General features: G+C 71.0%; 30 protein-coding genes. 15 read left to right on the top strand and 15 right to left on the bottom strand.

Going from position 1 to position 25,471, the window contains the following annotated elements; all coding sequences use genetic code 11:
• Window positions 1-154 precede the first annotated feature (154 nt).
• Window positions 155-694: a winged helix-turn-helix domain-containing protein gene (locus tag ACLQ2T_RS04105; RefSeq protein ID WP_425764623.1), complete on the top strand. Its 540-nt coding sequence runs from the start codon at window positions 155-157 to the stop codon at window positions 692-694.
• Between the two features lie 78 nt (window positions 695-772).
• Window positions 773-1,636, top strand: a complete 864-nt coding sequence (locus tag ACLQ2T_RS04100) for a hypothetical protein (protein ID WP_425764622.1) — start codon at window positions 773-775, stop codon at window positions 1,634-1,636.
• Window positions 1,637-1,649: 13 nt separating this feature from the next.
• Here ACLQ2T_RS04100 and ACLQ2T_RS04095 read toward each other — a convergent pair whose 3' ends face one another.
• The 3 genes from ACLQ2T_RS04095 to ACLQ2T_RS04085 form a co-directional block, all read right to left on the bottom strand.
• Window positions 1,650-3,692, bottom strand: a complete 2,043-nt coding sequence (locus ACLQ2T_RS04095; RefSeq protein ID WP_425764621.1) for a glycogen debranching N-terminal domain-containing protein — start codon at window positions 3,690-3,692, stop codon at window positions 1,650-1,652.
• Complete coding sequence (locus ACLQ2T_RS04090; protein ID WP_425764620.1) at window positions 3,689-4,069, bottom strand: SCP2 sterol-binding domain-containing protein; 381 nt, start codon at window positions 4,067-4,069, stop codon at window positions 3,689-3,691. Before ACLQ2T_RS04090 ends, ACLQ2T_RS04095 begins: the two co-directional genes overlap by 4 nt.
• Before the next feature lie 101 nt (window positions 4,070-4,170).
• Complete coding sequence (locus tag ACLQ2T_RS04085; RefSeq protein WP_425764619.1) at window positions 4,171-4,533, bottom strand: DsrE family protein; 363 nt, start codon at window positions 4,531-4,533, stop codon at window positions 4,171-4,173.
• A gap of 23 nt (window positions 4,534-4,556) precedes the next feature.
• Between ACLQ2T_RS04085 and mtfM the strand changes: the two genes are divergently transcribed.
• Window positions 4,557-4,658 (top strand): small membrane protein MtfM, encoded by a 102-nt coding sequence (gene mtfM / locus ACLQ2T_RS04080; RefSeq protein WP_013736135.1) that lies wholly within the window; start codon window positions 4,557-4,559, stop codon window positions 4,656-4,658.
• Window positions 4,658-5,251 (top strand): FABP family protein, encoded by a 594-nt coding sequence (locus ACLQ2T_RS04075; RefSeq protein ID WP_425764618.1) that lies wholly within the window; start codon window positions 4,658-4,660, stop codon window positions 5,249-5,251. Before mtfM ends, ACLQ2T_RS04075 begins: the two co-directional genes overlap by 1 nt.
• A 4-nt stretch (window positions 5,252-5,255) precedes the next feature.
• On the opposite strand, the gene ACLQ2T_RS04070 is transcribed toward ACLQ2T_RS04075, so the two are convergent.
• A complete protein-coding gene (locus tag ACLQ2T_RS04070) occupies window positions 5,256-6,104 on the bottom strand; it encodes an aminotransferase class IV (RefSeq protein WP_425764617.1) in 849 nt (282 codons plus the stop codon).
• 69 nt (window positions 6,105-6,173) lie between these two features.
• Here ACLQ2T_RS04070 and ACLQ2T_RS04065 point away from each other — a divergent pair, with 69 nt between their 5' ends.
• From ACLQ2T_RS04065 to ACLQ2T_RS04030, 8 genes are all read left to right on the top strand, one after another.
• Window positions 6,174-6,602 (top strand): Fur family transcriptional regulator, encoded by a 429-nt coding sequence (locus tag ACLQ2T_RS04065; protein WP_425764616.1) that lies wholly within the window; start codon window positions 6,174-6,176, stop codon window positions 6,600-6,602.
• On the top strand, window positions 6,599-7,711 hold the full coding sequence (locus ACLQ2T_RS04060) for a YgfZ/GcvT domain-containing protein (protein WP_425764615.1): 1,113 nt from the start codon (window positions 6,599-6,601) through the stop codon (window positions 7,709-7,711). Before ACLQ2T_RS04065 ends, ACLQ2T_RS04060 begins: the two co-directional genes overlap by 4 nt.
• A gap of 58 nt (window positions 7,712-7,769) precedes the next feature.
• Window positions 7,770-8,597 (top strand): 3-keto-5-aminohexanoate cleavage protein, encoded by an 828-nt coding sequence (locus ACLQ2T_RS04055; protein WP_425764614.1) that lies wholly within the window; start codon window positions 7,770-7,772, stop codon window positions 8,595-8,597.
• Between the two features lie 74 nt (window positions 8,598-8,671).
• Window positions 8,672-9,652: an asparaginase gene (locus tag ACLQ2T_RS04050; protein WP_425764862.1), complete on the top strand. Its 981-nt coding sequence runs from the start codon at window positions 8,672-8,674 to the stop codon at window positions 9,650-9,652.
• A 275-nt stretch (window positions 9,653-9,927) separates the two neighbouring features.
• Window positions 9,928-10,701, top strand: coding sequence for a helix-turn-helix domain-containing protein (locus ACLQ2T_RS04045; protein WP_425764613.1), 774 nt, complete (start codon window positions 9,928-9,930; stop codon window positions 10,699-10,701).
• Window positions 10,698-11,561, top strand: coding sequence for a hypothetical protein (locus tag ACLQ2T_RS04040; RefSeq protein ID WP_425764612.1), 864 nt, complete (start codon window positions 10,698-10,700; stop codon window positions 11,559-11,561). The genes ACLQ2T_RS04045 and ACLQ2T_RS04040 overlap by 4 nt, the downstream gene beginning before the upstream one ends.
• A gap of 69 nt (window positions 11,562-11,630) precedes the next feature.
• Entirely contained in the window at window positions 11,631-11,945 is a 315-nt protein-coding gene (locus tag ACLQ2T_RS04035; RefSeq protein ID WP_327023903.1) for a DUF2516 family protein, read from the top strand.
• A complete protein-coding gene (locus ACLQ2T_RS04030) occupies window positions 11,942-12,829 on the top strand; it encodes an alpha/beta fold hydrolase (RefSeq protein WP_425764611.1) in 888 nt (295 codons plus the stop codon). The genes ACLQ2T_RS04035 and ACLQ2T_RS04030 overlap by 4 nt, the downstream gene beginning before the upstream one ends.
• Window positions 12,830-12,871: 42 nt before the next feature.
• Here ACLQ2T_RS04030 and ACLQ2T_RS04025 read toward each other — a convergent pair whose 3' ends face one another.
• The gene (locus tag ACLQ2T_RS04025; RefSeq protein WP_425764861.1) at window positions 12,872-13,552 is read right to left on the bottom strand and encodes a nucleotidyltransferase domain-containing protein; all 681 of its coding nucleotides are present in this window, start codon (window positions 13,550-13,552) and stop codon (window positions 12,872-12,874) included.
• Window positions 13,553-13,630: 78 nt separating this feature from the next.
• Here ACLQ2T_RS04025 and ACLQ2T_RS04020 point away from each other — a divergent pair, with 78 nt between their 5' ends.
• Window positions 13,631-14,548 carry an SDR family oxidoreductase gene (locus tag ACLQ2T_RS04020; protein WP_425764610.1) on the top strand — a complete coding sequence of 306 codons (918 nt, stop codon included), beginning with the start codon at window positions 13,631-13,633 and terminating at the stop codon, window positions 14,546-14,548.
• 19 nt (window positions 14,549-14,567) lie between these two features.
• Here ACLQ2T_RS04020 and ACLQ2T_RS04015 read toward each other — a convergent pair whose 3' ends face one another.
• From ACLQ2T_RS04015 to ACLQ2T_RS03995, 5 genes are read right to left on the bottom strand one after another with little or no spacing between them, the layout of a single operon-like run.
• Entirely contained in the window at window positions 14,568-15,548 is a 981-nt protein-coding gene (locus ACLQ2T_RS04015; RefSeq protein ID WP_425764609.1) for a helix-turn-helix transcriptional regulator, read from the bottom strand.
• Between the two features lie 2 nt (window positions 15,549-15,550).
• Entirely contained in the window at window positions 15,551-16,192 is a 642-nt protein-coding gene (locus ACLQ2T_RS04010) for a response regulator (RefSeq protein WP_425764608.1), read from the bottom strand.
• Window positions 16,189-17,454, bottom strand: coding sequence for a sensor histidine kinase (locus tag ACLQ2T_RS04005; protein ID WP_425764607.1), 1,266 nt, complete (start codon window positions 17,452-17,454; stop codon window positions 16,189-16,191). Before ACLQ2T_RS04005 ends, ACLQ2T_RS04010 begins: the two co-directional genes overlap by 4 nt.
• Window positions 17,455-17,465: 11 nt before the next feature.
• Entirely contained in the window at window positions 17,466-18,200 is a 735-nt protein-coding gene (locus ACLQ2T_RS04000; RefSeq protein WP_425764606.1) for an ABC transporter permease, read from the bottom strand.
• 10 nt (window positions 18,201-18,210) lie between these two features.
• Window positions 18,211-19,119, bottom strand: a complete 909-nt coding sequence (locus ACLQ2T_RS03995) for an ABC transporter ATP-binding protein (protein ID WP_425764605.1) — start codon at window positions 19,117-19,119, stop codon at window positions 18,211-18,213.
• Between the two features lie 163 nt (window positions 19,120-19,282).
• Here ACLQ2T_RS03995 and ACLQ2T_RS03990 point away from each other — a divergent pair, with 163 nt between their 5' ends.
• Complete coding sequence (locus ACLQ2T_RS03990; protein WP_425764860.1) at window positions 19,283-20,059, top strand: EI24 domain-containing protein; 777 nt, start codon at window positions 19,283-19,285, stop codon at window positions 20,057-20,059.
• A 3-nt stretch (window positions 20,060-20,062) separates the two neighbouring features.
• The gene (locus ACLQ2T_RS03985; protein WP_425764604.1) at window positions 20,063-20,578 is read left to right on the top strand and encodes an O-acetyl-ADP-ribose deacetylase; all 516 of its coding nucleotides are present in this window, start codon (window positions 20,063-20,065) and stop codon (window positions 20,576-20,578) included.
• A 61-nt stretch (window positions 20,579-20,639) separates the two neighbouring features.
• Here ACLQ2T_RS03985 and ACLQ2T_RS03980 read toward each other — a convergent pair whose 3' ends face one another.
• The 5 genes from ACLQ2T_RS03980 to ACLQ2T_RS03960 all read right to left on the bottom strand — a co-directional run bounded on the left by ACLQ2T_RS03980 (window position 20,640) and on the right by ACLQ2T_RS03960 (window position 25,392).
• A complete protein-coding gene (locus ACLQ2T_RS03980) occupies window positions 20,640-21,050 on the bottom strand; it encodes a RidA family protein (protein WP_425764603.1) in 411 nt (136 codons plus the stop codon).
• 107 nt (window positions 21,051-21,157) lie between these two features.
• Window positions 21,158-22,165, bottom strand: coding sequence for a LacI family DNA-binding transcriptional regulator (locus ACLQ2T_RS03975; protein WP_425764602.1), 1,008 nt, complete (start codon window positions 22,163-22,165; stop codon window positions 21,158-21,160).
• Window positions 22,166-22,184: 19 nt separating this feature from the next.
• Entirely contained in the window at window positions 22,185-23,558 is a 1,374-nt protein-coding gene (locus tag ACLQ2T_RS03970; RefSeq protein ID WP_425764601.1) for a GH1 family beta-glucosidase, read from the bottom strand.
• A complete protein-coding gene (locus ACLQ2T_RS03965; protein WP_425764600.1) occupies window positions 23,555-24,388 on the bottom strand; it encodes a carbohydrate ABC transporter permease in 834 nt (277 codons plus the stop codon). The genes ACLQ2T_RS03970 and ACLQ2T_RS03965 overlap by 4 nt, the downstream gene beginning before the upstream one ends.
• Window positions 24,385-25,392, bottom strand: coding sequence for a carbohydrate ABC transporter permease (locus ACLQ2T_RS03960; protein ID WP_425764599.1), 1,008 nt, complete (start codon window positions 25,390-25,392; stop codon window positions 24,385-24,387). Before ACLQ2T_RS03960 ends, ACLQ2T_RS03965 begins: the two co-directional genes overlap by 4 nt.
• Between the last annotated feature and the right edge of the window lie 79 nt (window positions 25,393-25,471).

The raw sequence follows: 25,471 nt of genomic DNA, 5'->3' as shown, positions 1-25,471 counted from the left end.
CCGACGATCAGTGATCAATGGAAGGCGTCAGTCAGTACTCGGTCAGTGACGTGGCGCGATCCTGACCGTTAGGCTGAGCGGGCGAAGCCATCGGTGGCCGTCATTGTCGATTGGTGGGAAGTCGCAGGTCAGCGCGGGCTTTCGGGGAGGCAGCGTGTCCGGTGTGGAGATCCCGATCCTGGTCTGCGTCAGTTCTGACGCCGCTGTCAGGCAGCGGGTGGTGCAACGACTCGACGGGGTGGGCCCGGTGGTGATCTGCGCTGACCTGGCCCAACTGCGGGCGATGTTCCCCGAGCCGCCGGGGGAGCCCGACCCGGCGGAGGTCGGCGTTGCCGAGACCCGACCCGGGGCGGTGGGTGGCTGGGCCGATCTGGTGATCGACCGCGCCGGGCACCTGGTCACCTGGCGGGGCGTACCGGTGGGGCTGACCCGTACCGAACGGGAGTTGCTGGCCCGGTTGGCCAGCCCGCCGATGACCCTGTGGAGCTACGAGCGGCTGTTCGCCTCCGTGTGGGGTGGGGCCTACCTCGGCGACACCGCGATCCTGCATTCCGCGATCAAGCGCCTGCGGCGCAAGCTGCGAGCCCTGACCGGCGGCCCTCAGGTGCAGACCGTTCGCGGGGTCGGCTACCGGCTGGCCACGCCCCCCGACGGTCCGCGCCCGGTCGGCGATCTCATCGAAGGCCCGGCCTGAGGCCGAGACCGCCGGGCCTGAGGCGCGAGACCGCCGGGCCGACCCGGGTGGCGCGGTCGCGCGTGACACCATGGCTCGGTGAGCAGTGCAGCCCAGACGGGGTACGCCCCTCCCACCGGCCCTCCGCCACCCGAGCCCGGCAGCCGCTGGCCGCGCTGGCTGGTCGTGGCGACCGTGGCCTGGGCGGTGCTGCTGGCCGGCCTGACCTGGTACTCGGCCCGCAACGATCCACCCACCGTCCGCGAACAGCGCACCCTGGCCCAGGCGGCCCCGCGGGTCGAGGCCGCGATCGGCGAGCTGGCCGCGGCGGCCTCCGGCACGGTGTACGCGCTGGCGCCACCCGAGGTCGAGCAGGGCTGTCGGGTGACCCCGTTCGCCGAGGGTGCGATCCTGCGCAGTCACGTGGAGCTGGCCGTGCCGCCGGGTGAGGAACGGGCCCAGCTGGAACGGATCGCCGACGGACTGCCCTCGGACTGGCGGGCCGGTATCCGACTCACCCCCGGGGGTCCCCGGCTGCGCGCCGACGCGGGGGAGTTCGTCACCGTCCAGGGTCGTGCCGCCGCCGAGGGCTGGGTGCGGCTGAGCGTGGAGACGGGCTGCCGCCCGGCCGACACCATGCCCGCGTCGCTGCTGCCGGGGATCGCTCCGAGCACGGAGTCGAACGCGCTGGCCAGGGCGCTGGCCGCCCTCGGCGCCACGGTCACCGACCCGACCGAGGCGGTGCAGTCCGCCTGCCCCGGGGGCGGGACCGCACGTACCCTGCGCGGCACCGCCCCGGCGGCCGACCGGTCACCGCAGGCCGCCCTGGCGCCGCTGGCCGGTGGCACCCCGGTGGTGGCCACCGACGAGGTGTACGCCTACCGCAGCAACGGGGTGGCGTTGCTCGTCCAACTGCACTCGGACAAGACGATCGTCTCGGCCACCGTCGGATGTGCCGGCTGAGGGGTCCGCGCCCTCACCTGTCGTCGCGGCCGTGGCTGCGACCCAGGGCGTCCACCCGCCCCCACCGGCCGGGGATGTCCAGCAGTTCCACCCGACCCATCCCCTGCGGCACGTACGGGTCGATGATCAGGTGCTCGTCCTCGGGTTCCAGCCCCAGCAGGATCCGCAGCAGCAGCAGGGGGGTCCCCGCCGACCATGCCTGGGGACTGCACGCCGTCGGGTACTGCACCGGGAAGTCGGTGAGGTCGCGTTCGTAGCCGGCGAAGGCCTCCGGCAGTCGACCGTTGAAGTAGTGCGAGGCGGCGAGCATCGACTCGCAGATCTGCGCGGCCTCCTCGCGGAAGCCGTACCTCCACAGGCCCCAGGCGATCAGCGAGTTGTCGAAGGGCCAGACCGTGCCGACGTGATACCCGATCGGGTTGTACCGACCCTGGTCGTCGGCGAGGGTGCGGACCCCCCATCCGGAGAACAGTCGCGGCCCCAGCAGGTGCTCGGCGATCCGTCCGGCCCTCGACTCATCGACGATGCCGCTCCACAGCAGGTGCCCGATGTTGGAGCTGAGGGCGTCCACCGGGGTGCCGTCGCGGTCCAGCGCCAGCGCGTAGTACTCCCGGTCCGGCAGCCAGAAGTCCCGGTTGAACCGCTCCTTGAGCGCGGCGGCCTCCCGCTCCAACTGGTCGGCGTACTGCGGGTCGTTGAAGAACAGCCGGGCCAGCCGGGCGCCGCGCCGCTTGGCGTCGTAGGCGTAGCCCTGGAGTTCGCAGGTGGCCCGGGGAAAGCCGGGCAGCCGCCCGTCCGAGTAGGAGATGCCGTCCCAGGAGTCCTTCCAGCACTGGTTCTCCAGCCCGTTGCGGCTGTTGCGGGTCTCATACCAGAGGTAGCCGGTACCGAGCAGGTCGCCGTACGTGTCGATCCAGTCCAGCGCCAGCCGGGTGGGGTACTCCAGTTCCTTGATCAGTCCGCTGTCGCCGGTCCATCGCTCGTACTCGTCGAGCAGGATCACGAACAGGGCAGTGGAGTCGGCCGAACCGTAGTACGGCGAGTGGGGCTGTTCCTCGAATCCGGAGGTCTCGCCGTAGCGCAGCTCGTGCAGGATCTTGCCGGGCTCCTCGTCGCGGAAGTCGTCGACCCGGTACCCCTGCAACCCGGCCAACATCATCAGGGTGGGCGGAACGATATCCGGCAGGAAGGGCAGCACCTGAAGCGAGGTGATGATGCTGTCCCTGCCGAACAGGGTCATGAACCAGGGCAGTCCGGCGGCCATCAACCGGACCCCCAGGGTGATCGACTCGTACCGCAGCGAGGCCAGATCCTCCAGGCTGCGCCGGTACGCGACGGCCATGGGCTCGCTGCTGCAGTTGAGCTTGGGGGCGTCGGCGATGATCTCCGCGCGCTCGGCCTGGATGGCCGCCGTGCTGCGGCTGCCGGCCAACGGCAGTCGATTGCGGATCTCCTCGCCCCGCGCGCCGTAGATCACCGTGGAGATCTTCAGCCGGGTGGTCCACTCTCCGTGCGGCTCGATCCGGATCGAGAAGGTCATACCCCCGTTGTCGACCTCGACAGGGGTGCTGCTGCGTACCAGGGTCTCGCGGTGGAAGGCCTCCCGGCGGTAGGTCAGCCGCAGCGCACCATCTTCGATCTTGACGGTGCGGCTGCCCTGCTTGGGCTGGACGTCCTTGATCTCGAACAGGTCGGCGAAATCAGCGGCGATCTCCAGACGGACGGTGAAGGTCATCTCCTGGCCGGAGTGGTTCAACACGGTCAGTTCCTCGTCGAAGCCGTCCCCGATGGCCCGGCTGCGGATGATGGAGACCTTCGTGTCCAGGAAATGGCTGGGTTCGCCCGGCACGAGGAAATAGCGGGTCCGGTAGGTCTCGTCGTCGTCGACGGACAGCGGCTGCAACCGCTCGCCGTCGAGCAGCAGCAGCCAGGTGGAGAGGAACCGGGTGTCGAAGGCGAACAGGCCGGTCGGAAAGTCCAGGGAGGGCTCGACGTCCCCACCCCGGTCGCTGACCAGGAAGGTGTTGCCGTCCAGGATGCTGACCAGTTCCTTCACTGCGCCGTCCCGGCCTGCTCGCGGGCCCTCGTGCGCGGATCCTTGGTGCCCGGCACGGGCGGAAACAACCGCCGCAGGACCAGGAACAGCACGACTCTTCCGCTGAAGGTGCTCTCGTTGCGAAACAGCGTGGCCATGGCCTCGGCCCGCCCGGTCACCAACCGGTGGAACAGATCCACGCTGCAGTACCAGATTGATTCGGCCTCGGCCGGTCCCCGGTCGACCTCGATGGCACCCGGCCGCATCCGGACCACCCAGTGCTCCGTGCGGTCGCCGTCGGAGAGGTCGATCCGCAGGGTGCCGACGATCGAGCTGCGCATCTCCCGGGGGGCACGAGCCGGCAAGCTGGCAAAAAACTGCTCGATCGCCTCGTCCACACCCGAATCGTAGACATATGTCCGAGTTGTCGGGCAGGTTCTCCCGTCTTGCCGAGGTCGATGTCCACAGCAGCCGGTCCGGCCCCGCGGCGGCCTCGGGGTCAGTAGACGAGCGCCTGGGCTCCCTCGGTCATCGTCTCCTCCACGAACACGGCCGCCCCGGCGATCCGGATACCCGGGATCACGTCGTCCGGGCCGATGTCCCGGCGGGCCGCACACTGGGTACACGCGGTCACCGTCCCAGTGGTGAGGATCACGTGCAGCAGTTCGGCGAGCGGCGCGGAGTGCGGCAACTCGAAATCCTGCGCCCGCCCCGGCAGCGCGAACCAGGTGGATTCCCCGGTCAACCAGAGGGAGACGGGCACACCTGCGGCGGCGGCCGTGGCCGCCACCGTGAAGGCCTGGGCGCAACGCTCCGGGCCATCCGCTCCGGCGGTGGCCTTGACGACAAGAGTGCGGGCCATGGGGCCAGCATAGGATGAGGCCGATGGTCACCGAGATCGGGTTCGTCAGCTTGCTGGTCGCCGGCCTGGGCGCGCTCGCCGGTGGCCTTATCTATCTGGCCGTGCGCATCTCAAGAGGCAAGTGATGAGTGACGACAACCCGCTGGCACCACCGCCGTGGCTGAACGCGCCGCCGGTCGATCCGTACCCCTTCGAGGAGAGTCACGACCTGCGGGTGGGGCCCAAGCTGCATCCGGCCCTGGACGGCCTGCTGCCGTACGTCGGAGTGTGGCGGGGCCGGGGCCGGGGCGGCTTCCCCACCATCGAGGATTTCGACTACGCGCAGGAGATCCGGATCAGCCACGACGGCCGACCGTTCCTGTCGTACGAGTCCCGGGCGTGGCTGCTCGACGAAGAGTCCCGACCGGTGCGCCCGGCGGGTCGGGAGGTCGGCTGGTGGCGGCCGGTGTTCGACGGTGACCGGGTCACCGACGAACTGGAGGCGCTGCTGACCGTCCCGACCGGGGTGATGGAGCTGCACATCGGGCGGCGCAAGGGCACCCAGATCGAGTTCGTGACCGACGCGGTGGTGCGTACCGCCACCGCCAAGGAGGTCACCGCCGGTCACCGCCTGTTCGGCATCGTCGAGGGCGCCCTGCTGTACGCCCAGGACATGGCCGCCGTGGGCCAGCCGCTGACGCCGCACCTGTCCGCCCGACTCATCCGGGTCGCCGGCTGACCGGTCAGGGCAGCTCGAAGCCGAGCAGCTCCCGCAGCGCGTGGGTACGCGGGCTGCGGGGCAGCGGCTCACCGTCCAGGGCCCGCACCTCCACCAGGCCGCGTACGGAGGAGGCCAGCCAGACGGCGTCGGCCTCCCGCAGCCCGGCCGGGGTGACCATGCGCTCGGCGGGGTAATAGCCGACCTCGGTGGCATGGGCCAGCAGCCAGCCGACCGTGGTGCCGGGCAGGATGCCGGTACGGGCCGCCGGCACGGTGCAGAGGGTGTCGCCGGTCGACCAGAGCAGATTGGCGGTCGGCCCCTCCAGCAGATAGCCGTCGGAGGAGACCCAGAGCACGTCGTCCACCCCGGCTCGGGCGGCCCACCGGCGGGCCGCGGTGCTCGCCCCGTACGAGGTCGACTTGATTCCGGTCGGCAGCCAGTCCAACTCGGGGCGGGCCTCGGCGGGTACCCCCAGATTGAGGGTGGCCACCCGTACCCCCTCGCGCCGGGCCTGCCGGGCGGCGGCCGGCACGGCGGCCAGGGTGGCGTACACCATGGGTGCTCCGCCCCCCTCGGGCCCGCGGGTACAGACCAGTCGCAAGGCGCCCTCGACCTCGCCGGGCCACCCGGCGGCCACGGTGTCCAGCAGCTCGACCAGGGTCGCGTCATCGGGCAGGGTCAGTTCCACCGCGGCGGCGCCGGCCCGCAGCCGGGCCAGGTGCTCCTCGCGCAGCCAGGGCCGTCCACCGCGCAGGTGCATGGTCTCGAACAGTCCGTCGCCGCGCAGCACGCCCAGGTCGTCGCCGCGCAACACCGGCTCGTCGATCGACAGCAGTCCCCGACCCAGTACGCCGATCCGTGTGGCCTCCATAGCTGGGCAGGATAGAGGGGCAGCGGTCTCGACCGGACGCCTCCGAGACGGCCGAACTATGATCGGAGAATGCCCGAAACCTCCCTCGCGGAACTGCTGCGCTCCCGTGGCCTACGGCTGACCGCGCAGCGGCAGCTGATTCTGCAGGCGGTGCTGGACCTGGGGCATGCCACGCCGGAGCAGGTGCACACGGCCGTACGCGAAGTCGCCGCCGGGGTCAACATCACCACCATCTACCGCACCCTCGAACTGCTGGAACGCATCGGCCTGGTCACCCACACCCATCTGTCGCACGGGTCGCCGACCTACCACGCCGCCGGTGAGGATCAGCACATCCACCTGGTCTGCCGAGAGTGCGGCGCCATCGACGAGGTGGATCCGGAGCTGATGCGTCCCCTGGCCGAGCAGTTGGCGCGGGAACGCGGCTTCCGGGTGGACATCGGCCATGTCTCCTTCTTCGGCAACTGCGCACGGTGTGGAGACGGGAGTCAGGAATGATCGACATCGCGGGTGCGGTCGCCGTGGAGCGCCTCGACGAGGCCAGCCGCGACCAGCCGGAACCGGCCCACGCGGCAGCCGGGGTGCGCGGGGTGGCGGCCCACTACGGCGACCCGATGCGCGAGCAACGTCTGCTCGACACCGAGGTCGGCCTGGTGGACCGCTCCCACCGGGGCGTGATCGCGGTGCCGGGTGCGGACCGCATCTCCTGGCTGCACACCGTCACCACGCAACATCTGGCCGAGCTGGGCCCTTGGCAGGGCACCGAGTTGCTGGTGCTCTCGCCGAACGGGCACATCGAACAGCACGCCATGGTCGCCGAGGACGGCGACACCACCTGGCTGGACACCGAACCGGGCGCCACCGAGGGGCTGCTGACCTACCTGGAGAAGATGCGGTTCTTCAGCCAGGTCGAGCCGCGCGACGCCACTGCCGAGCAGGCCCTGCTGTCCCTGGTAGGGCCCCGGGCGGTCGAGGCCCTGGCCCTGCTGGACCTGCCCGCCCTGGCCGAACCGGACCTCATCGGGGTACCCGGGCCCAAGTTCCGTTCCGGTGAGGTGCCGGCCCGACCCACCGCCCGCTACGAGGTCAAGCCCCTGCCGCTGGGCGGGTGGGCCCGGCGCGGGCCCCTGGGGGTGGACCTGCTGGTGCCCCGGGCCGCGATGGACCAGGTGATCACCCGGCTGCGGGACGCAGGGGTGCCGGTCGCCGGCCTGTGGGCGTACGAGGCGGTGCGGGTGGCCGCCCGCCGAGCCCGGGTGGGTGTCGACACCGACCACCGCACCATTCCCGCCGAGGTGAACCTGATCGCCCCGGCCGTACACCTGGACAAGGGCTGCTACCGGGGGCAGGAGACGGTGGCCCGGGTGCACAACATGGGCCGTCCGCCGCGTCGACTGGTCCTGCTGCACCTGGACGGCATCACCACGGATCAACTGCCCACCGCCGGCACCCCGGTCGAGCTGGACGGTCGTACGGTCGGCTTCGTCGGCACCGCGGTGCACCATTACGAGCTGGGTCAGATCACCCTGGCGGTGGTCAAGCGCTCCGTACCTGACGACGCGGTGCTGCGGGTGGCCGAAAGCACCGCCGCCATCGACCGCCCGTGACGCGGCCGGGCCGCCTGTCGGCACCAGCACCCGCACCGGGCGTTCTAGGATCGCCGGCATGACAACAGGGACGTTGATCACGGTTGCCCCCACCGGCGCGGAGTCGGCCAAGACGGAGGTACCGGCGCTGCCGGTGACCCTGGACGAGCTGCTGCTCACCGCGAAGGAGTGCGAGGCGCTCGGCGCCTCGGTCATCCACGTCCACATCCGCGACGACGACGCCCGGCCCACCCTGGACCTGGGTCGACTGCGGGCCACCGTGGCGGCGTTGCGGGAGAGCACCGACCTGATCGTGCAGCTCTCCACCGGGGGCGCGGTCACCGACCCGGAGGCCGACCGGCTCGCCGTACTGGACGCGGCGCCGGACATGGCCTCCTGCACGATGGGTACGGTCAACTTCGGTGACGACGTCTTCCTCAACCGCTGGGAGTTCATCGTCGACCTGCACACCCGGATGCAGGAACGCGGCATCGTGCCGGAGTACGAGATCTTCGACCTGGGTCACCTGACCGCCCTGCGTCGACTGCTCGACAAGTACGGCCTGCCGCACGGCGGCCACGTGCACGTGGACTTCGTGATGGGGGTACCCGGCGGTATGCCCGGCACCACGGCCACCCTGGTGGCGGCCCAGCAGATGCTGCGCGACCTGCCGGAGGGCACCACCTTCTCGGCGACCGGGATCGGGCGCAGCAGCATCCCGGTGATGCTGGCCTCGCTGTCCGCCGGCGGTCACCTGCGGGTCGGCATGGAAGACACCGTCACGTACGCCAAGGGTCGCCCGGTGGAGTCGAACATGCAGCTGGTCGCTCGGGCGGTCGGCTTCGCCCAGCTCGCCCAGCGTCCGCCGCTGAACACCACCCAGGCCCGCGAACTGCTCGGCCTGTAAGGGCTGACCCCGCTCGGCGTGGCTGTACACCCGGAGGTGGAGTACCTGCTCACCCCGGCCTCGGCGGACGATCGATCATCGGTACCGTCCACACCGTGGCAGACACGTACGCGGGTGGGGTTCCGCTTGCCGAGGTGGTCCGGTCCGGCTTCGTGGAGGGCCTGCACCGAGGCTCGGTGGTGGTGCTCGACGCCACCGGTGCGTTGGTCGACGCGGCCGGTGACGTCAGTGCCCCGATCTTTCCGCGCTCCGCCAACAAGCCGATGCAGGCGGTCGGCATGATCCGCGCCGGGCTGCCGCTGACCGACCCGGCCGACCTGGCGTTGGTGGCGGCCAGCCACGCGGGGGAGGAGTTTCACCTGGCCCGGGTGGCCCGGCTGCTCGCCGACGCCGGGCTCGACCAGGAGGCCCTGCACTGCCCGCCGGAGCTGCCGGTCGGGGAGCAGGCACGGGAAGCGGTGCTGCGAGCCGGGGGTGGCCCCACCCGGATCCAGATGAACTGCTCCGGCAAACACGCCGGGATGCTGCTGACCTGCCGGTCGGCCCGCTGGCCGGTGGACGGTTACTGGCGCCCGGAGCACCCCTTGCAGCAGCTGCTGCGCGACGCGGTCGAGGAGTTGACCGGTGAGCAGGCGGCGGCGGTCGGGGTGGACGGGTGCGGCGCACCCGTTCTCGCGGTGTCCCTGACCGGGCTGGCCCGGGCCTACCTGCGCTTGGTGAGCGCCGAGACCGGAACCGTGGAGCGTACGGTGGCCGACGCCATGCGGGCGTACCCGGAGATCGTCGGTGGCACCGAGGCGGACGACACCCGGCTGATGCGCGGGGTACCCGGACTGCTGGCCAAGGTGGGCGCGGAGGGTGTGATCGCCGCGGCCCTGCCCGGCGTCGGCGCCCTGGCCCTGAAAATCGACGACGGCGCGGGCCGGGCCCGGATGCCCGTACTGTCCGCCGCCCTGCGCCGCCTGGGGGTCGAAGCCCCGGTCCTGACCGAGTTCGCCGAAACCCCCCTCTTCGGCGGCGGCCTACCCGTAGGCACCACCCGCCCCCTCTGGTAACCCCCACCCCCCGCCCCTCCCGCCCTCTCCCGCCCCCGCTCCCGAGGGCGATGGTCGACGGGGAAGGCCCGGGCGGTCCACCCCGTCGATCTTGCATTTTCGGTCGCCTAATTGCCCCATTCTGCGGGCTTTCATTCCGACAGAAAGTGCATGATCGACGGGGCGTGGTGGTCGGGTGGGGTGGGTGTGTGCGGGTGTGTGGGTGGGGGGAGACGCTGCTAACTCTGGCTAGCACTTTGCTTGCGGCTGCTAGCAGGGCGAGCTAGCGTTGGGTCATGGCCACTTCCAAGGACCTTCCCGACGTCGGCGGGTTCATTCGTGACCTGCGGCGGAACGCGAAGATCTCACTGCGTCAGCTCGCCGAGCAGGCGGGGGTCAGCAATCCCTACCTGAGTCAGATCGAGCGAGGGCTGCGTCGACCCAGCGCCGAGGTGCTTCAGCAGCTCGCCAGCGCGCTGCGGGTCTCCACCCCGGCGATGTACCTGCGGGCCGGCCTGCTCGATGACAAGGAAGGCCAGGGGGTGCTTGCCGCCATCGCGGTCGATCCGGATCTGACGATGGCCCAGAAGCAGTCCCTCACCCAGATCTACGAGACCTTCCGCCGGGAGAACGCCCGGCTGGCCGAGGCGACCGCCGCGGCCGAAACCGCCACCACCGGCCCCGAGGTCGACTCCGCCGGTGGAGCTGGCGGTGCCGGTGGATCAGACCACGCCGGTGAAGCTGGTGGCGAGGCAGCCCCGGGCGGACCTGTCCGTGCTACGGACACCGTTACCGGCGGCGACGCCAACCCGCCCGTCACCGCGCCCGACGTGGCCAACCTGGCTGCGACCGGGCCCACCACCGCAGAGGGCACCCCGACCGAGGCAGTCCTTGAGTCGGCTGCCGCGACCGAAGCCGGTCCTGCCCCCGCCACCCCGACCGAGGCCGTCCTCGAGTCGGTAGCCGTGACCGAAGCGGGTCCCGCCCCGGCGCCGACCCGCCCTGTCAAGAAGGCCGCCCGCAAGGTGGTCCGCAAGGCCGCCGACGCGGCCGAAGAGGAGAAGCCGTGACCCAGCCGAAGACCAACCGCATCCCCGCTCCGATCTACGCCGCCGCCGGTGCCGGTGAGCTGGCCCTGGAGCAGCTGCGCAAGCTGCCCACCGTGGTCGCCGAGCTGCGCGACCGGGTCGTCAACGACGGCAGCCGGGTGGCCAACGAACTGGGTGGCAAGGCCGTCGTAACCGGTTTCGAGCTGCGCCAGAAGGCCAACGAGAAGCTGCGCAACGCCAACCTGACCGCCGAATCGCTGCGGCGCAACGCCGACCTCAACCGCCTGCGCGAGGCCGCCGACCTCAACCGCCTGCGGGAGGCTGCCGACCTGCACCGGCTGCGCGAGGTGGTCGATCTGGACCGCCTGCGGGAGAACGCCGAGTTCAACCGGTTGCGCGAGGCGACTGACCTGGACCGGCTGCGCGACCTGGCGACCCGCAACGCCGCCGTGGTCGTCGCCGGTGCCCAGGTGGCGCAGGAGCGGGCGCTGGCTGCGTACGGCAAGCTGGTCACGCGCGGTGAGCGGGTGGTCGGTGCGGGTGTGCTGGAGGCCGCCGACACGGTGAACGCCGACATCGAGGCCACCCAGTCCGCGATCACCACGACCGAGTCGACCGCCACGACCGAGCCGGTCACGACCGAGCCGACCGCGACCAAGCGGACCACCGCCAAGCGGGCCACGACTACCAAGAAGGCCACGGTCGGCGAGTCGGAGCAGGTGCCCAGCCCGGCCGAGGTGGCCGAGATCGCCACGGCCAAGCCGGCCAAGAAGGCCACCCGCGCCAAGGCGACCACCCGGCAGCCGGCCGCCAAGCGGACGGCTACGCCGTCGGCGAAGGCACCGGCGACCACCAAGCGGACCCGCCCGGCCGCTGAATGATCACCTGCCGACGATCCCGGTCACCGTCCTGTCGGACGGATCCGGGGTCGTCGGCATAAGCTTGCCGTCATGGCCTACGCCGCGCCGATCTTCGCCTTCGATGTCCGTACCGTGATCGACCTGATCCTGTTCGTGTTCGCACTGATCGTGCAGGGGGTCGCTCTCGTGCACGCCATCACGCAGCGCTCCGACGCCTTCCCCGCCATCGGCACCCTGCCGAAGGGTGGCTGGATCGCCATTCTGGCGGTCACCCTCCTGCTGACTCTGCTCACCCAGACCACCCTCAGCATCTTCGGGCTGATCGGCATCGCGGCGGCCCTGATCTACCTGCTCGATGTCCGGGTCGGCCTGCGGGAACTGGGTGACAACAGAGGATCGTGGTGAGGGCTTTCCGCTGGCCACCACCACCGGACGGCGGGCCTCGCACCTGGGGTCCCGGCCCGGGTGGGCCACGCAGCGGACGCCCGGCGCTACCCGAGCCGGACACGGAACTGGTCGCCACCCCCCACGGCGTACGACTGGAACGGCTGATCACCGGCACCGGTGATCCGGTCACGGTGTTCGCGCACGGGCTGGGCAACGGCATTGCGGTGACCCGCCCCTTCGGCAGCGGGGTCACCGGCCGGAAGGTCTTCTTCCAGTTCCGTGGACACGGTCGTTCGGATGCACCCGACGGGGTGTGGAGCTATCTGGACCTGGCCCGGGACCTGCGGGCGGTCGCCGACCTCTCCGGTGCCACCCGGGCCTTCGGTGCCAGCCTCGGCGCGGGTGCGCTGTGTCGACTGCTCGTCGAGAGCCCGGACCGCTTCGAGCGGCTGGTCTTCTTCCTGCCGGCGGCGCTCGACCGGCCACGAGGCCCGATCGCCCGGACCCGGCTGCTGGAACTGCTGTCCGCAGTGGAGAGCGGGGACGCCTCCGCGGTGGCCGAGGTGGTCGCGACGGAGATACCGCCGGCCGTACGCAACACCCCGGCCGGGTGGGCGTACCTGCGGCAGCGGCTCGATCACCTGTTGCGCGACGGTCTCGCCGTCGGACTGGCCGACCTGCCCGGGCAGACACCCCTCGACGACGCCGGGGCGCTGGCGTCGGTCACCGTACCGGCGCTGGTCATCGCCTGCGAAGGGGACGACCTGCACCCCGTGGAGGTGGCCGAGCAGCTTGCCGCCGCCCTACCCCGGGCCACCCTGCACCGGTACGCCCGCCCCGGCGTGCTCTGGACGGAGCGTGCCGACCTGAGAGGCCGGATCTCCGAGTTCCTCAACGGGTGAGCCGCAGGGTCGGTCCATAACGACTCAAAGCCGGCTAACCGATCAGCGGGGCAGGTGGGCGGCGCGAACGTCGAGCAGCCAGCGCTCCACCGTCTCCTCGTCCGGGCGGTCGGGCAGCGGGGTCCGGATCCGGTCGAAGTCGCTTTCGGCCTCGGCTAGCAGGGCCCGTGCCTCCTCCAGAGCACCCCCGGCCACCCGATCCCCGAAGTCGCGGAACCAGCCCGGATCGGCGAGCCGGATCTCCAGTACCCCGGTGGCGTAGAGCAGTCGACCCTGGTGCACCAACCGGGCCAGGTGTCGGGCGTGCTTGGCGGTGCGCCGCCGGGTGTCCGAGGAGAAGGTCCCGTCACCCCGGGACTCCAACTTGCGGAACTGCTGGGCGGCGTAGCCGAGGTAGGCCTCCCGGACCCGGGGAGCGCTGAGGAAGGCCGACCGGATGCCGATCAGAAGCTCACCGAATTCCGTACGGGTCTCGTAGCAGTCGTCGGGGAGCCAGACCAGCTCGCTGGCGGTCGGATTGCCGCTCAGGGCCAGCCGGCACCACTTGCGGGCCTCGTGCAGGGTGAGGTCCGGGTCGGTGGTGACCACGGACTCCTTCGGCGGGTGCAGACCGTGGAAGGCGACCGTGGGCGCGGCGAAGACCCCGATCCGGTCGACGTCCGAGCCCGGCCCCGCCAGCCCGTACGCCACCGAGCCGACGATGCCGGAGAGCAGCAGGTGCATGTCGGCGAGCATGCCGGATCAACGGTTCTCCGCAAAACCTGACATCGGTTGTCAGTCTCTGCTGGCAGCGTGGCGACCATGACGAAACCGCTTACCGGAACGGTGGCGCTGGTGGCCGGGGCGACCCGGGGCGCCGGCCGACAGATCGCCGTGCAACTGGGTGCCGCAGGCGCCACCGTCTACGCGACCGGCCGCAGCAGCCGGGCGGCCGGACCCTCCGAGCTGGACCGCCCGGAGACCATCGAGGAGACCGCCGAACTGGTGACCGCGGCCGGGGGCACCGGCATCCCCGTCCGGGTGGACCACCTCGTCCCCGACCAGGTGCGCGACCTGGTCGCGCGGATCGACAACGAGCAGGGCCGACTCGACGTGCTGGTCAACGACGTGTGGGGTGCCGACCCCCTGATCAGCTGGGAGAAGCCGGTCTGGGAGCAGCCGCTGGAGGCCGGCTTCCGTACCCTGCGGCTGGCGGTCGACACCCACATCATCACCAGCCACTTCGCGATGCCCCTGCTGATCCGCCGCCCGGGTGGCCTGGTGGTGGAGATCGGCGACGGCACCCGGGCGTACAACGAGCAGAACTACCGCCTGTCGGTCTTCTACGACCTGGCCAAGACCTCGGTGAACCGGCTCGCCTTCAGTTGGGCGCACGAACTCAGGCCGTACGGCGGCACGGCGGTGGCGCTGACCCCCGGCTGGCTGCGTTCCGAGGCGATGCTGGAGCACTTCGGGGTCACCGAGGCCAACTGGCGCGACGGCGCGGCCAAGGACCCGCACTTCCTCATCTCGGAAACCCCGGTCTTCGTCGGCCGGGCGGTCGCCGCCCTGGCCGCCGACCCGGACCGCGCCCGGTGGAGCGGGCAGTCCGTCTCCGCCGGTGACCTGTCCAAGGTGTACGGCTTCACGGACGTGGACGGCAGCCGGCCGGACGCCTACCGCTACATCACCGAGGTGGTCGACCCCGGCAAGCCGGCCGACGTCACCGGCTACCGCTGAGACGAACCACCATCGGGGGTCAGTCGGCGGGGGCGGTGTAGAGGGCGGCCGTGCGGGCCGCCGCCTCGGCCAGCCGGGCCCGCAGCTCGGGTGGGTCCAGCACCTCCACCTCCGGACCCAGCCCGAGCAGTTGGGTGTACGCCACCTCGACGGACTCGACGGGCAGCCGGGTGGTCACCCAGCCCTGCCCGTCGGGTTCCCCGGCGGCGGCGACCGCCTCGGCGTACCCGAAGGGGATGTCGCTGCGGTGCTTGAGCTGGCGCAGGCCGGCGGGGCTCAGCCGGATCCGCACCTCGGCCCGCAGCATCCCCCGCAGGAAGGACTCCGCCTGCGTCCGCCAGTACCCCGGCAGGTCGAAGTCCGGCTCCCGGTCGAAGTTCTCCTCGTGCTGCTCCACCCCGACGATCCGGTCCACCCGGTAGGTGCGCAGGTCCGCGTCGACCCGGCCGACGAGATACCAGATGCCGCTCTTGAGGACCAGACCGTACGGGCAGACCCGGCGGACCACCGACCCGTCCGCGCGCCGGTAGTGCAGAGTCACCACCCGGTCCCGCCAGAGGGCCCCGGCCAGCTCGGCCAGCCACGGCGGCGGCTCGCTGGGCGCGTACCAGCCGGGCACATCCAGGTGGAACCGTTGCCCGGTGCGGGCCGGTGCGTCGCGCAGGCTCGGCGGCAGGGCGGCGAGAACCTTCAACTCCGCCGCCGCCACCGCGTCGGCCAACCCCATGTCCCCGGCCGGTCCGGGCAGCCCGGCGAGGAAGAGGGCCTCCGCCTCGTCCCGGGTCATCCCGGTCAGCCGGGTCCGGTACCCGCCGAGCAGTCGGTACCCGCCGGCCCGCCCCCGGTCGGCGTAGACCGGCACCCCGGCGGCGGAGAGGGCCAGGACATCCCGGTACACCGTCCGCTCGGAGACCTCCAGCTCCCGGGCCAGTTCCGCCGCCGTCATCGCCTCCCGGGCCTGCAACAACAGCAGCAACGAGATCAGTCGGGCCGCCCGCACGGTCAGCGTCCGCCGGGGGTCAGCAGGCCCCGGTCGTACGCGACCGCCACGGCGGCGGCCCGGTCGTTGACCCCGAGCTTGGCGTACACGTGCAGCAGGTGGGTCTTGACGGTGGCCTCGCTGATGAACAGTTGGGCGGCGGCCTCCCGGTTGGTCGAGCCGCGCGCCACCAGGGTGAGCACCTCCAGTTCCCGGTGGCTCAGCGGCTCCTCCGCCGGGGCGCGCAGCCGGCCCATCAGCCGACCCGCCACGGCGGGGGAGAGCACGGACTCGCCCCGGGCTGCGGCGCGTACCGCCCGGACCAACTCGTCGCGGGGGGCGTCCTTGAGCAGGTACCCGGTGGCACCGGCCTCGATCGCGGGCAGCACGTCCGCGTCCGTGTCGTAGGTGGTCAGCACCAGCACCTTCGCCGAACTGTCCGAGCGGACCAGCCGACCGATCGCGGTCACCCCGTCCATGCCGGGCATCCGCAGGTCCATCAGCACCACGTCGGGACGGTGCCGGGCGGCCATCGCCAGCGCCTCGGCCCCGTCGGCCGCCTCACCGACCACCTCGAACCCGGGATCACCGGTGAACATGCCACGCAGCCCGTCCCGCACCACCGGATGGTCGTCGACGATCAGCAGGCGTACCGGATCGGTCATCCCAGACCCCCCGACAGCGCCGGTACGGAGGCGGAGATCGCGGTGCCGCCGCCCGGCTCGGACTCCACATCGAGGCGGCCGCCGACCTCGGTGACCCGTTGCCGCATGGCGGTCAGCCCGTAGCCGCCGTCCGGCTTCGGTGCGGCAGCCTCGGCGTCGAAGCCGGTGCCGTCGTCCCGGACGTCCAGCGTCACCACATCCGACATGTAGGACAGGGTCAGCCCCACCCGGGAGGCGGCGGCGTGCCGGGCCACGTTGGCCAACGCCTCCTGGGCGGCCCGCAGCAGGGTCACCTCGACCTCCGGATGCAGCGGCCGGGGGGTGCCGGTGGTGTTGACCTCGGCCCGTACCCCGTGCCGGGCCGACCAGCGTCCAACCAGCTCAGTCAGGGCATCGGGCAGCCGGGCGGCCTCCAGCGGCTCCGGGCGGATCGCGCGTACCGAGCGGCGGGCCTCGGTGAGGCTCTCCCGGGCCAGCGCCAGGGCATTGTCCACATGCCGTCGCCAGTCGCCGGACCGGTCGCGGGTCTGCTCGGCCGCCTCCAACTGGGTGATGATGCCGGTGAGCCCCTGGGCCAGGGTGTCGTGGATCTCCCGGGCCATCCGCTGCCGTTCGTCCAGCACCCCGGCCTCCCGGGCCTGGGTGACGAGTTGGGCGTGCAGACCCTCGTTCTCCCGTACGGTCTCGGTGAGCTGCCGGTTCGCGGCGGCCAGCTCCGCCACCAGCCGCTTGCGTTTCTCGCCCTCGTGCTCGGAGAGATAGGTGAACCAGCTCACCGCCCCGGCGATCGTCACGTTGAAGATCACCATCACCAGCCAGATCGCCCAATGTGACGAAACGGCCGGTAGGCCGCCGCTCTGCGAGGTGGCCAGCAGCACGGCGGTGACGACCACCCCGGCGATCCGCCACCTGCCCGGCAGGAAGAAGGCGTGCACATAGCCGATCCAGGCGAAGAAGCCGTACCACGGACTGGCGACCACCAGCACGGTGGCGAACGCGAGCAGCCCGAGGTAGTAGACCGTCATCAGCGCACGCCGGCTCTGCCAGCGCGGGTGCAGGGTGATGAACCAGGCGATCCAGCAGGCAGCCGCCACGGCGACGGTCAGGGTGGCCGCCAACGGGAGACTGCGCGGCGTCGGCGCGAAGATGGCCAGCAGCGTGCCTACGATCAGCCCTCCGAAGGGCAGCACCCGGTAGACGTTCGCTTCCCGGACCTGCCAGGCATCCGTTCGGTCGTCGGGTCGGTCGCCGCTGCTGATCATCGGATCCCTGCTTACTGCCAGCGGAACAGTTTCGTCGCGAGAGCACCGGCGGCCACCGCGACCACCGCCATTATCACCAGGTGCAGCGGGTGCGGGGCGGTGCCGGTCCAGGCATCCAGCAGGGCCTGTACGCCCGGCGGGGTGTAGGCGCCGATCTCGGCGATGAAGTCGGGCAGCAGGAACCTCGGCAGGTACGCGCCACCGAAGAACATCACCGCCATGAACATCGGTACGGCCAGCGCCTGGGCCGACTTGGCGGTCGGGGCGACCGCCGCCACCAGCAGTCCCAGGGTGAGCAGGGCAGCCGTGCCGAGGACCAGGGCGGCGGCGAAGCCGAGCGGATGCTGCGGCAGCGGTACGCCGAACGCCAGCCGGGCCACCACCGCGAGCAGCACCGCGCTGGCCAGGATGCCGATCAGCGCCAGCACCAGTTGGGCCAGCAGCAGGGCCAGCGGGCTGGCCGGGGTGGTGGCCAGGCGGCGCAGGATGCCGCGTTCCCGGTAGGTGGCCAACACGGTGGGCAGGACGTTGACCCCGATCATCGCCAGGGTGATCACCAGCAGAGATGGGGTGAAGTAGGTGATGAAGGACTGGCCGCCGAGATCCGGAGTGGGCTGGCGGAGGGTGGGGATGAGTCCGAGGACCACCAGGATCAGGGTGGGCAGCCCGATGGTGGAGATCAGGGTCGAGGTGTCCCGCAGGTAGAGCCGGGCCTCGGTCTTGAGGATCTGGCCGAAGGCGTGCATGGTGTCCCCCTCAGTCGGTGAGTCGGCGCCCGGTCAGCTCGACGAACGCGTCGTCCAACGTGGCCTGCTCCAGCCGCAGGTCGGCGGCGATGATCTGATTACGGGCCAGGACCGAGGTGACCGCGTGCAGCACCTCGCCGGTGCCGGTCACCACCACCTGGGCGCCGCTGCGGGTCACCGAGGTCACCTGCGGCAGTTCGGCGAGGAGTTGATCGTCCAGCGGTGCGGAGGGGCGGAACCGGATGCGTTGCTCCGGCGCCACGGCCGAGACCAGCCCGGCCGGGCTGTCCAGGGCCACCACCCGTCCCTTGTCGATCACGGCGAGCCGGTCGCAGAGCCGCTCGGCCTCCTCCATGAAGTGGGTGACCAGCACGATGGTGACGCCGCGATCCCGGACCCGTTCGATCAGGTTCCAGGTGTCCCGGCGGGCCTGCGGATCCAGCCCGGTGGTCAACTCGTCCAGGATGGCGATCTTCGGGTTGCCGACCAGTGCCAGCGCGATGGACAACCGCTGCTTCTGGCCGCCGGAGAGCTTGTCGTACGGGGTGCTGCGCTTGGCATCCAGCCCCAACTCCTCGATGAGGGCAGCCGGGTCGGCGGGCGCGCGGTAGAACGAGGCGTAGAGGTCCAAGGCCTCGGCCACCCGGAGCCGATCCGGCAGCCGGCTCTCCTGTAGTTGCACCCCCACCAGTTGGCGCAGGCGGGTGGCGTCCCGGCGAGGGTCCAGCCCGAGGACGGACACCTCGCCCCCGTCGGGGACGCGCAGCCCGGCCACACACTCCACAGTGGTGGTCTTGCCCGCACCGTTGGGGCCGAGGATCCCGAAGATCTCGCCCGCCGCGACCTCGAACGACACCTCCTGCACCGCCACCGTCTCGCCGTACCGCTTGTGCAGGTTGGACACCTCGATCACCGGCATCGCGACCCCTTTCCTCGGCTACCCGTTCAGCCTGGCAACGCCGGGCCGGCGGGGGATCGACCAGCTGTAGATGATCTCCATCGGCTCCGGTTGACCCGAACGATCCGTCGATCGGTTGATGCGCTGACCGGTGACTAGGCTCAGCGGCGTGAACGTTTCCGAGATGTCCGGCACCGCCACGAGCACCGCGCGGCGGTTCGCCGGTGGTGCCGGGTTCCTGCTGCGTGGCATCGGTCTCTACGTACGCAATCCCGGTCTGATGCTGCTCGGCGTGGTGCCGGCACTGATCTCCGGCGTGCTGTTCCTGGCCGCGTACGCCGCCCTGTTCTTCTTCGTCGGCGACCTGGCCACGGCGGTGACCCCCTTCGCGGAGGACTGGTCGACGGCGACCCGCAGAGCGTTCCGGGTGATCGCCGCCCTGGCCATCCTCGGCCTGGGCGGCCTGCTCGCCGTGCTCACCTTCACGGCCGTCACCCTGGTCATCGGCGACCCCTTCTACGAGAAGATCTCCGAGCGGGTGGAGCAGCGGTACGGCGGGGCGCCCGACGCGGTCGAGGTGCCGTTCTGGGCGTCCCTGCGGCGCAGCATCATCGACTCGATTCAGCTGGTCGCCCTGGCGGCCCTGTTCGGCATCCCGCTGTTCGCGGCCGGGTTCATTCCGCTGCTGGGCCAGACCGTGGTACCGGTGATGGGTGCCGCCGTCGGTGGTTGGCTGCTAGCTATGGAACTGGTCGGCGCGCCCTTCTACCGGCGGGGCAAAGGGCTGCGGGAGCGCCGGGCGGCTTTGAAGGTCGACCGTCCCACCGCTCTGGGCTTCGGGATGGCGGTCTTCGTCTGCTTCCTGATCCCGCTCGGGGCGGTGGTGCTCATGCCGGCCGCGATCGCCGGCGCCACCCTGCTCGCCCGCCACACCCTCGGCCAACCCGTCACGGAGGACTGACCCATGGACATCACCCTGGTCGAGGGGGACATCACCGCCGAGCGGGTGGAGGTGGTGGTCAACGCCGCCAACTCCTCCCTGCTGGGCGGCGGCGGGGTGGACGGTGCCATCCACCGCCGGGGCGGCCCGGCGATCCTCGCCGAATGCCGGGCGCTGCGCGCCTCCCGCTACGGCCGGGGCCTGCCGACCGGGCAGGCGGTCGCGACCACCGCCGGTGACCTGCCGGCCCGCTGGGTGGTGCACACCGTAGGCCCGGTCTGGTCGGCCAGCGAGGACCGCTCGGGGCTGCTGCGCGACTGCTACACCAACAGCCTCGCGGTCGCCGACGACCTGGGCGCTACCAGCATCGCCTTCCCGCTGATCTCCGCCGGGGTGTACGGCTGGCCGGTCGAGGACGCGGTCCGCCAGGCCCTGACGGTGTTGCGCGCGGCCACCCCGACCAACCTCACCGAGGCCCGGCTGGTGCTCTTCGGCCCCGACACCCACGCCACCGCCGAACGGGTGTCCGCCACCCTCTGACCGGGGCCTCTGGGTGCGTTTGTTGTCGCCTGACGACAACAGACGCACCCAGAAAGCGAATTCAGGAGGCGGGGACGGCGGCGATCGCCTCGACCTCGACGAGTTGGCCGGAGTAGCCGAGCACGGTCACCCCTAGCAGGGTGCTGGGGGCCGCGTGGTCGCCGAAGGCCGCCCGTACCACCTCCCAGACCGTGACCAGGTCCTGCTGGCGGGTGGTGGCCACGTACACCGTGCTCTTGACGACGTCGGCAAGGGTGGCCCCGGCGGCGGCCAGGGCGGTCTCCAGGTTGGCCATCACCTGCCGGGCCTGGGTCGCGTGGTCGCCGGGGGCGACCGTCCGGCCTTCGGCGTCGAGCGGGCAGGCGCCCGCGGTGAAGACCAGGCGGGTGCCGGGTTCCACGGTGGCCAGATAGGCGTACGGGGCGACGTCGGCGAGCGCGGGAACGGGCAGCAGGCGAACCGGGTGGGACATGCGGGGCAGGCTAGCCGCCCGCCGAGCCGGGTGCCACGCGATAAGGGTTTGTTAATAAGGGGCCCTTGCTCTACCGGAGGCGTTAACAAGGTGCCCTTCCTTGCACCTCAGGCGGAGTCGCGGAGGATGAGTTCGGTGGGGAGGATCAGGGCGGGTTCGACCTCCTCGCCGGCCGCGAGGCGCAGCAGCAGACGAGTGCCCTGTCGACCGAGTTCCACGATCGGCTGACGCACGGTGGTCAGCGGCGGCTCGGTGTACGCGGCGGTCTCGATGTCGTCGAAACCGATCACGGCGACATCCTCCGGCACCCGCCGTCCGGCCTCGCGCAACGCCCGCAGGGCGGCGTGCGCCATCAGGTCGGAGGCGGCGAAGACGGCGTCCAGGTCGGGGTGGTCGGTGAGCAGTTCGCGCATCGCCGCCGCGCCGGACTCCCGGGTGAAGTCGCCGACCGCCACCATCTGCGGCAACCCGGCGGCGGCCATGGTGTCCCGGTAGCCGGCCAGCCGTTCGATGCCGGCGACCATGTCCTGCGGCCCGGCGATGGTGGCGATCCGGCGGCGACCCCTGTCGATCAGGTGCCGGATCGCCTTGGTGACCCCGCCGACCTGGTCGACGTCGACATACGGCACGTCCGCGCCGTCCAGGGGCCGACCGCTGCACACCACCGGGATGCCCAGCGCGGCGAGCCGGGCGGGCAGCGGATCGGCACCGTGCAGGGAGGCGAACAGCACCCCGTCGACGTGCCGCCCGGTGGTGTACCGCTCGACCCGTTCGTGCCCGGCCGGTGAGCCGGCCAGCATCAGCACCAACTGCTTGTCGGCGGCCTCCAACTCCTGGGCGGCCCCCCGGATGATGCCGGGGAAGACCTGGTCGTCGGAGAAGACCCGGGTGGCCTCCTCCGGCATGACCAGGGCGATCGAGTCGGTCCGCTGGGTGACCAGGGTGCGGGCGGCCAGGTTCGGCACGTACCCCAACTCGGCCACCGCCTGACGAACCGCCTCCCGGATCGGCTCGGCGACCGTGGTGGAACCGTTCACCACCCGGGACACGGTGGCCCGGGACACCCCGGCCCGCCGGGCCACCGCTTCCAGAGTGGGCCGTTGTGCGCCCGTCATCGGAGAGATCACCGCCTCGTCACAGCCCGTTCCGGGAGATCACCTCCTGGTACCACCGGGCGCTGGACTTCGGTGTACGCCGTTGGGTGAGGTAGTCGACGTGCACGATTCCGAATCGCTTGCGGTACCCCTCGGCCCACTCGAAGTTGTCCAGCAGTGACCATACGAGATAGCCGCGCAGGTCCACTCCCCGGGCGATGGCCTCGTGGGCGGCACGCAGGTGCCCGTCCAGGTACGCGATCCGGTCCTCGTCGTGCACCGGGCTGGTGGCGTCCGAGGTGCCCTTGTCCGGGAACGCCGCCCCGTTCTCGGTGATCATCAGCGGCACCGGGGGGTAGTCGGTGGCGATGCGTTCCAGCAGCCGGGTCAGCCCAGCCGGTTCGATCATCCAGCCCATGTCGGTGAGCGGACCGACCGGCGGCAGGAACTCCACCGCACCCGCCGTGCCCGGGTACGCGCCGCCGCCACCCGCGCCGTCCGACCGCCCGGCGACATAGGTCGGGGCGTAGTAGTTGATCCCCAGCAGGTCGATCGGCGCCGCGATGATCTTCTCGTCGCCCTCGGCGATGAACACCGGCTCGACGATCCGGGCCACGTGCTCGCGGACATCCTCGGGGTAGCCGCCGACCAGCAGGGGATCCAGGAAGATCCGGTTGTGCAGGCCGTCGACCAGGCGTACCGCCTCGGCGTCGGCGGCGCTGTCCGCGTCGGCCGGGCGTACGTCCGCCGGGTTCAGGGTGATGCCGACCCGCCCGGCGCCGCCCGCGCGCAGTGCCTGGGTGGCCAGGCCGTGCGCCAGCAACAGATGGTGTACGGCGCTGAAGGCGGCCCCCGGATCCTGCACCCCCGGGGCGTGCACCCCGTTGCCGTAGCCCAGGTACGCCGAGCACCAGGGTTCGTTGAGGGTGGTCCAGGTGGTGATGCGGTCACCCAGCCGGGTGTACACGGCGGCGGCGTAGGTGGCGAAGTGTTCCGCGGTCTCCCGCGCCGTCCACCCGCCCCGGTCCTGCAGGTTCTGCGGCAGGTCCCAGTGGTAGAGGGTGACGATCGGGTCGATGCCCCGGCTCAGCAGGGTGTCCGTCAGCCGGTCGTAGAAGTCCAGCCCACGGGGGTTGACCGGGCCGCTGCCGTCGGGCTGGATCCGGGGCCAGGACACCGAGAACCGGTACGCCCGCAGACCCAGCTCGGCCATCATCGCCACGTCCTCGGCGTACCGGTGGTAGTGGTCGCAGGCGACGTCACCGGTGTGCCCGGCGTACACCTTTCCCGGGGTGCGGCAGAAGGTGTCCCAGATCGACTCCCCGCGTCCGTCGTCGCGGGCCGCCCCCTCGATCTGATAGGCGGCAGTCGCCGCCCCCCACAGGAAATTCTCCGGGAACCGGATTCCACTCACGATTTGACCGCACCTTCCATGATTCCGCCGATGATCTGGCGTCCGAACAGTACGAACACCAGCAACAGCGGCAGGGTGGCGATTGCCGTACCGGTGAACACCTGGGACATGTCCTGGTAGTAGCCGTCGGAAAGGGCCCGCAGGGACAACTGCACGGTGGGATTCTCCGGATCGTTGAGCACCGCGTACGGCCACAGGAAATCGTTCCAGGTGGTCATGAAGGTGAGTAGCCCCAGCACCGCGATGGCCGGCCGCAGCGCGGGCAGCACCACGTTCCAGTAGATCCGGGCGGTGCCGCAACCGTCCACCCGGGCCGCCTCGATCAGCTCGGTGCTGATCGCCTGACCGGCGTACTGCCGCATCATGAACACCCCGAAGCCGGTGACCAGGGCGGGCAGGATCACCGCGGGCAGCCGGTCGTTGAGGTTCAACCTGGTCATCAGCATGTACAGCGGGATGATGCCGAGCTGGGTGGGCACCATCATCGTCGCGATGATGACCATCAGCAGGGCGTTGCTGCCCCGGAACCGCAGCTTGGCGAAGGCGAACCCGGCCAGGGAGGAGAAGAACACCACCGAGAAGGTGACAGTGGTCGCCACGATCGCCGAGTTGATCAGGCCGGTCAGGAAGTACGCGTCCGTGTTGGCGAACAGTCGGGAGATGTTGGCACCCAGGTTGCCGCCGGGGGTGACCGGCGGGGGTAGTTGCCCCATCGCGTCGCTGGAGCGACTGGCCACCACGAACATCCAGTAGATCGGAAAGAGGGACAGGAATCCGGCGGCGATCAACGCGCCGTAGGTCAGCGGGCTGGCCCGCCACAGTCGGCTCATCGGGAGCCTCCCTTCCGCTCGCCCCTGGGGGGCCGGGCACCCGATCCGACCCGGCGGATGATCAGTACGTTGATCGCCGCGACGATGGCGATCAGGGCGAACAGCAGCCAGGCCACCGCGGAGCCGTAGCCGAAGTTGTAATAGGGCGCGAAGGCGTTCTCGAACATGTACATCGTCATCGTCTGCGACTCGCGCAGCGGCCCACCACGGATGGGGTTGGTGCCGGAGTGGAACAACCGGGGTTCGGTGAACAGTTGCAGCCCACCGATGGTGGAGATGATGACGCAGAAGATGATCGTCGGCTTGAGCAGCGGCACGGTGACCGACCAGAACTGCCGGGCCCGGTTCGCCCCGTCGATCGCGGCGGCCTCGTACAGGTCGCGGGGGATGGCCTGCATGGCGGCCAGGAAGATCAGGGCGTTGTAGCCGGTCCACCGCCAGTCGACCATGGCCGAGATGGCCACCCAGGAGGCGAACCGGTTGGACTTCCACTCGATCCCGTCCACGCCGACCAGGTCCAGCAGCCAGTTGACCATCCCGAACTCGCGGCCGAACAACACCCCGAAGACGATCGCCACCGCGGCCGTGGAGGTCACGTTGGGCACCAGCACCGCCATCCGCCAGCCGGTACGCATCCGCAGTTGACGGTTGAGCAGGTTGGCCAGCCAGAGCGCCAGCAGCAACTGGGGCACCGTACTGATGACGAAGATGCCCAGGGTGTTGACCACGGCGTGCCAGAAGTCGCCGTCGGCCAGCAGCCGGGTGTAGTTGTCCACCCCGATGAAGGTGGGATCGCTGCCGAGCAGGTCCCAGTCGTGCAGAGAGACCCAGAAGGTGTACGCGAGCGGCCAGGCCCCGAAGATCGCGAAGACCACGAAGAACGGGGCGATGTACAGGTAGGGCGAGTACTTCGCGTCGATCCGGCTCAGCCGGCCGGCCCGCGACAGGCGGGACCGGCCCGGTGTCGGCCCGGCCGGCGGTCGCGCGTCGAGCTGCAACGCCATGACCCGTTGACTCCTCTCCACGCCCCACCCCGCGCCGATCCGGCCGGTCATCGCGTACGCCCGGCGAAGGTGGCGGGCC

It is taken from the genome of Micromonospora sp. DT229 (genome assembly GCF_049844505.1).
GTDB lineage: Bacteria > Actinomycetota > Actinomycetes > Mycobacteriales > Micromonosporaceae > Micromonospora.
This window is presented reverse-complemented; position numbering and strand designations above follow the sequence as displayed.

Excerpts from the sequence above, each read along its gene's own strand:
- ACLQ2T_RS04025 (WP_425764861.1), bottom strand. The coding sequence starts at position 13,552 with ATGCACCTGCTGCTCTCCGGCATCGTCGGCTCGGTGGCGTACGGGCTG.
- ACLQ2T_RS04060 (WP_425764615.1), top strand. The coding sequence starts at position 6,599 with ATGATCGACATCGCGGGTGCGGTCGCCGTGGAGCGCCTCGACGAGGCC.
- ACLQ2T_RS03980 (WP_425764603.1), bottom strand. The coding sequence starts at position 21,050 with ATGTCCCACCCGGTTCGCCTGCTGCCCGTTCCCGCGCTCGCCGACGTC.
- mtfM (WP_013736135.1), top strand. The coding sequence starts at position 4,557 with ATGGTCACCGAGATCGGGTTCGTCAGCTTGCTGGTCGCCGGCCTGGGC.
- ACLQ2T_RS04070 (WP_425764617.1), bottom strand. The coding sequence starts at position 6,104 with ATGGAGGCCACACGGATCGGCGTACTGGGTCGGGGACTGCTGTCGATC.
- ACLQ2T_RS03995 (WP_425764605.1), bottom strand. The coding sequence starts at position 19,119 with ATGCCGGTGATCGAGGTGTCCAACCTGCACAAGCGGTACGGCGAGACG.
- ACLQ2T_RS04085 (WP_425764619.1), bottom strand. The coding sequence starts at position 4,533 with ATGGCCCGCACTCTTGTCGTCAAGGCCACCGCCGGAGCGGATGGCCCG.
- ACLQ2T_RS04045 (WP_425764613.1), top strand. The coding sequence starts at position 9,928 with ATGGCCACTTCCAAGGACCTTCCCGACGTCGGCGGGTTCATTCGTGAC.
- ACLQ2T_RS04035 (WP_327023903.1), top strand. The coding sequence starts at position 11,631 with ATGGCCTACGCCGCGCCGATCTTCGCCTTCGATGTCCGTACCGTGATC.
- ACLQ2T_RS04055 (WP_425764614.1), top strand. The coding sequence starts at position 7,770 with ATGACAACAGGGACGTTGATCACGGTTGCCCCCACCGGCGCGGAGTCG.
- ACLQ2T_RS04000 (WP_425764606.1), bottom strand. The coding sequence starts at position 18,200 with ATGCACGCCTTCGGCCAGATCCTCAAGACCGAGGCCCGGCTCTACCTG.
- ACLQ2T_RS03990 (WP_425764860.1), top strand. The coding sequence starts at position 19,283 with ATGTCCGGCACCGCCACGAGCACCGCGCGGCGGTTCGCCGGTGGTGCC.
- ACLQ2T_RS03985 (WP_425764604.1), top strand. The coding sequence starts at position 20,063 with ATGGACATCACCCTGGTCGAGGGGGACATCACCGCCGAGCGGGTGGAG.
- ACLQ2T_RS03960 (WP_425764599.1), bottom strand. The coding sequence starts at position 25,392 with ATGGCGTTGCAGCTCGACGCGCGACCGCCGGCCGGGCCGACACCGGGC.
- ACLQ2T_RS03975 (WP_425764602.1), bottom strand. The coding sequence starts at position 22,165 with ATGACGGGCGCACAACGGCCCACTCTGGAAGCGGTGGCCCGGCGGGCC.
- ACLQ2T_RS04005 (WP_425764607.1), bottom strand. The coding sequence starts at position 17,454 with ATGATCAGCAGCGGCGACCGACCCGACGACCGAACGGATGCCTGGCAG.
- ACLQ2T_RS04010 (WP_425764608.1), bottom strand. The coding sequence starts at position 16,192 with ATGACCGATCCGGTACGCCTGCTGATCGTCGACGACCATCCGGTGGTG.
- ACLQ2T_RS04075 (WP_425764618.1), top strand. The coding sequence starts at position 4,658 with ATGAGTGACGACAACCCGCTGGCACCACCGCCGTGGCTGAACGCGCCG.
- ACLQ2T_RS04065 (WP_425764616.1), top strand. The coding sequence starts at position 6,174 with ATGCCCGAAACCTCCCTCGCGGAACTGCTGCGCTCCCGTGGCCTACGG.
- ACLQ2T_RS04020 (WP_425764610.1), top strand. The coding sequence starts at position 13,631 with ATGACGAAACCGCTTACCGGAACGGTGGCGCTGGTGGCCGGGGCGACC.
- ACLQ2T_RS03965 (WP_425764600.1), bottom strand. The coding sequence starts at position 24,388 with ATGAGCCGACTGTGGCGGGCCAGCCCGCTGACCTACGGCGCGTTGATC.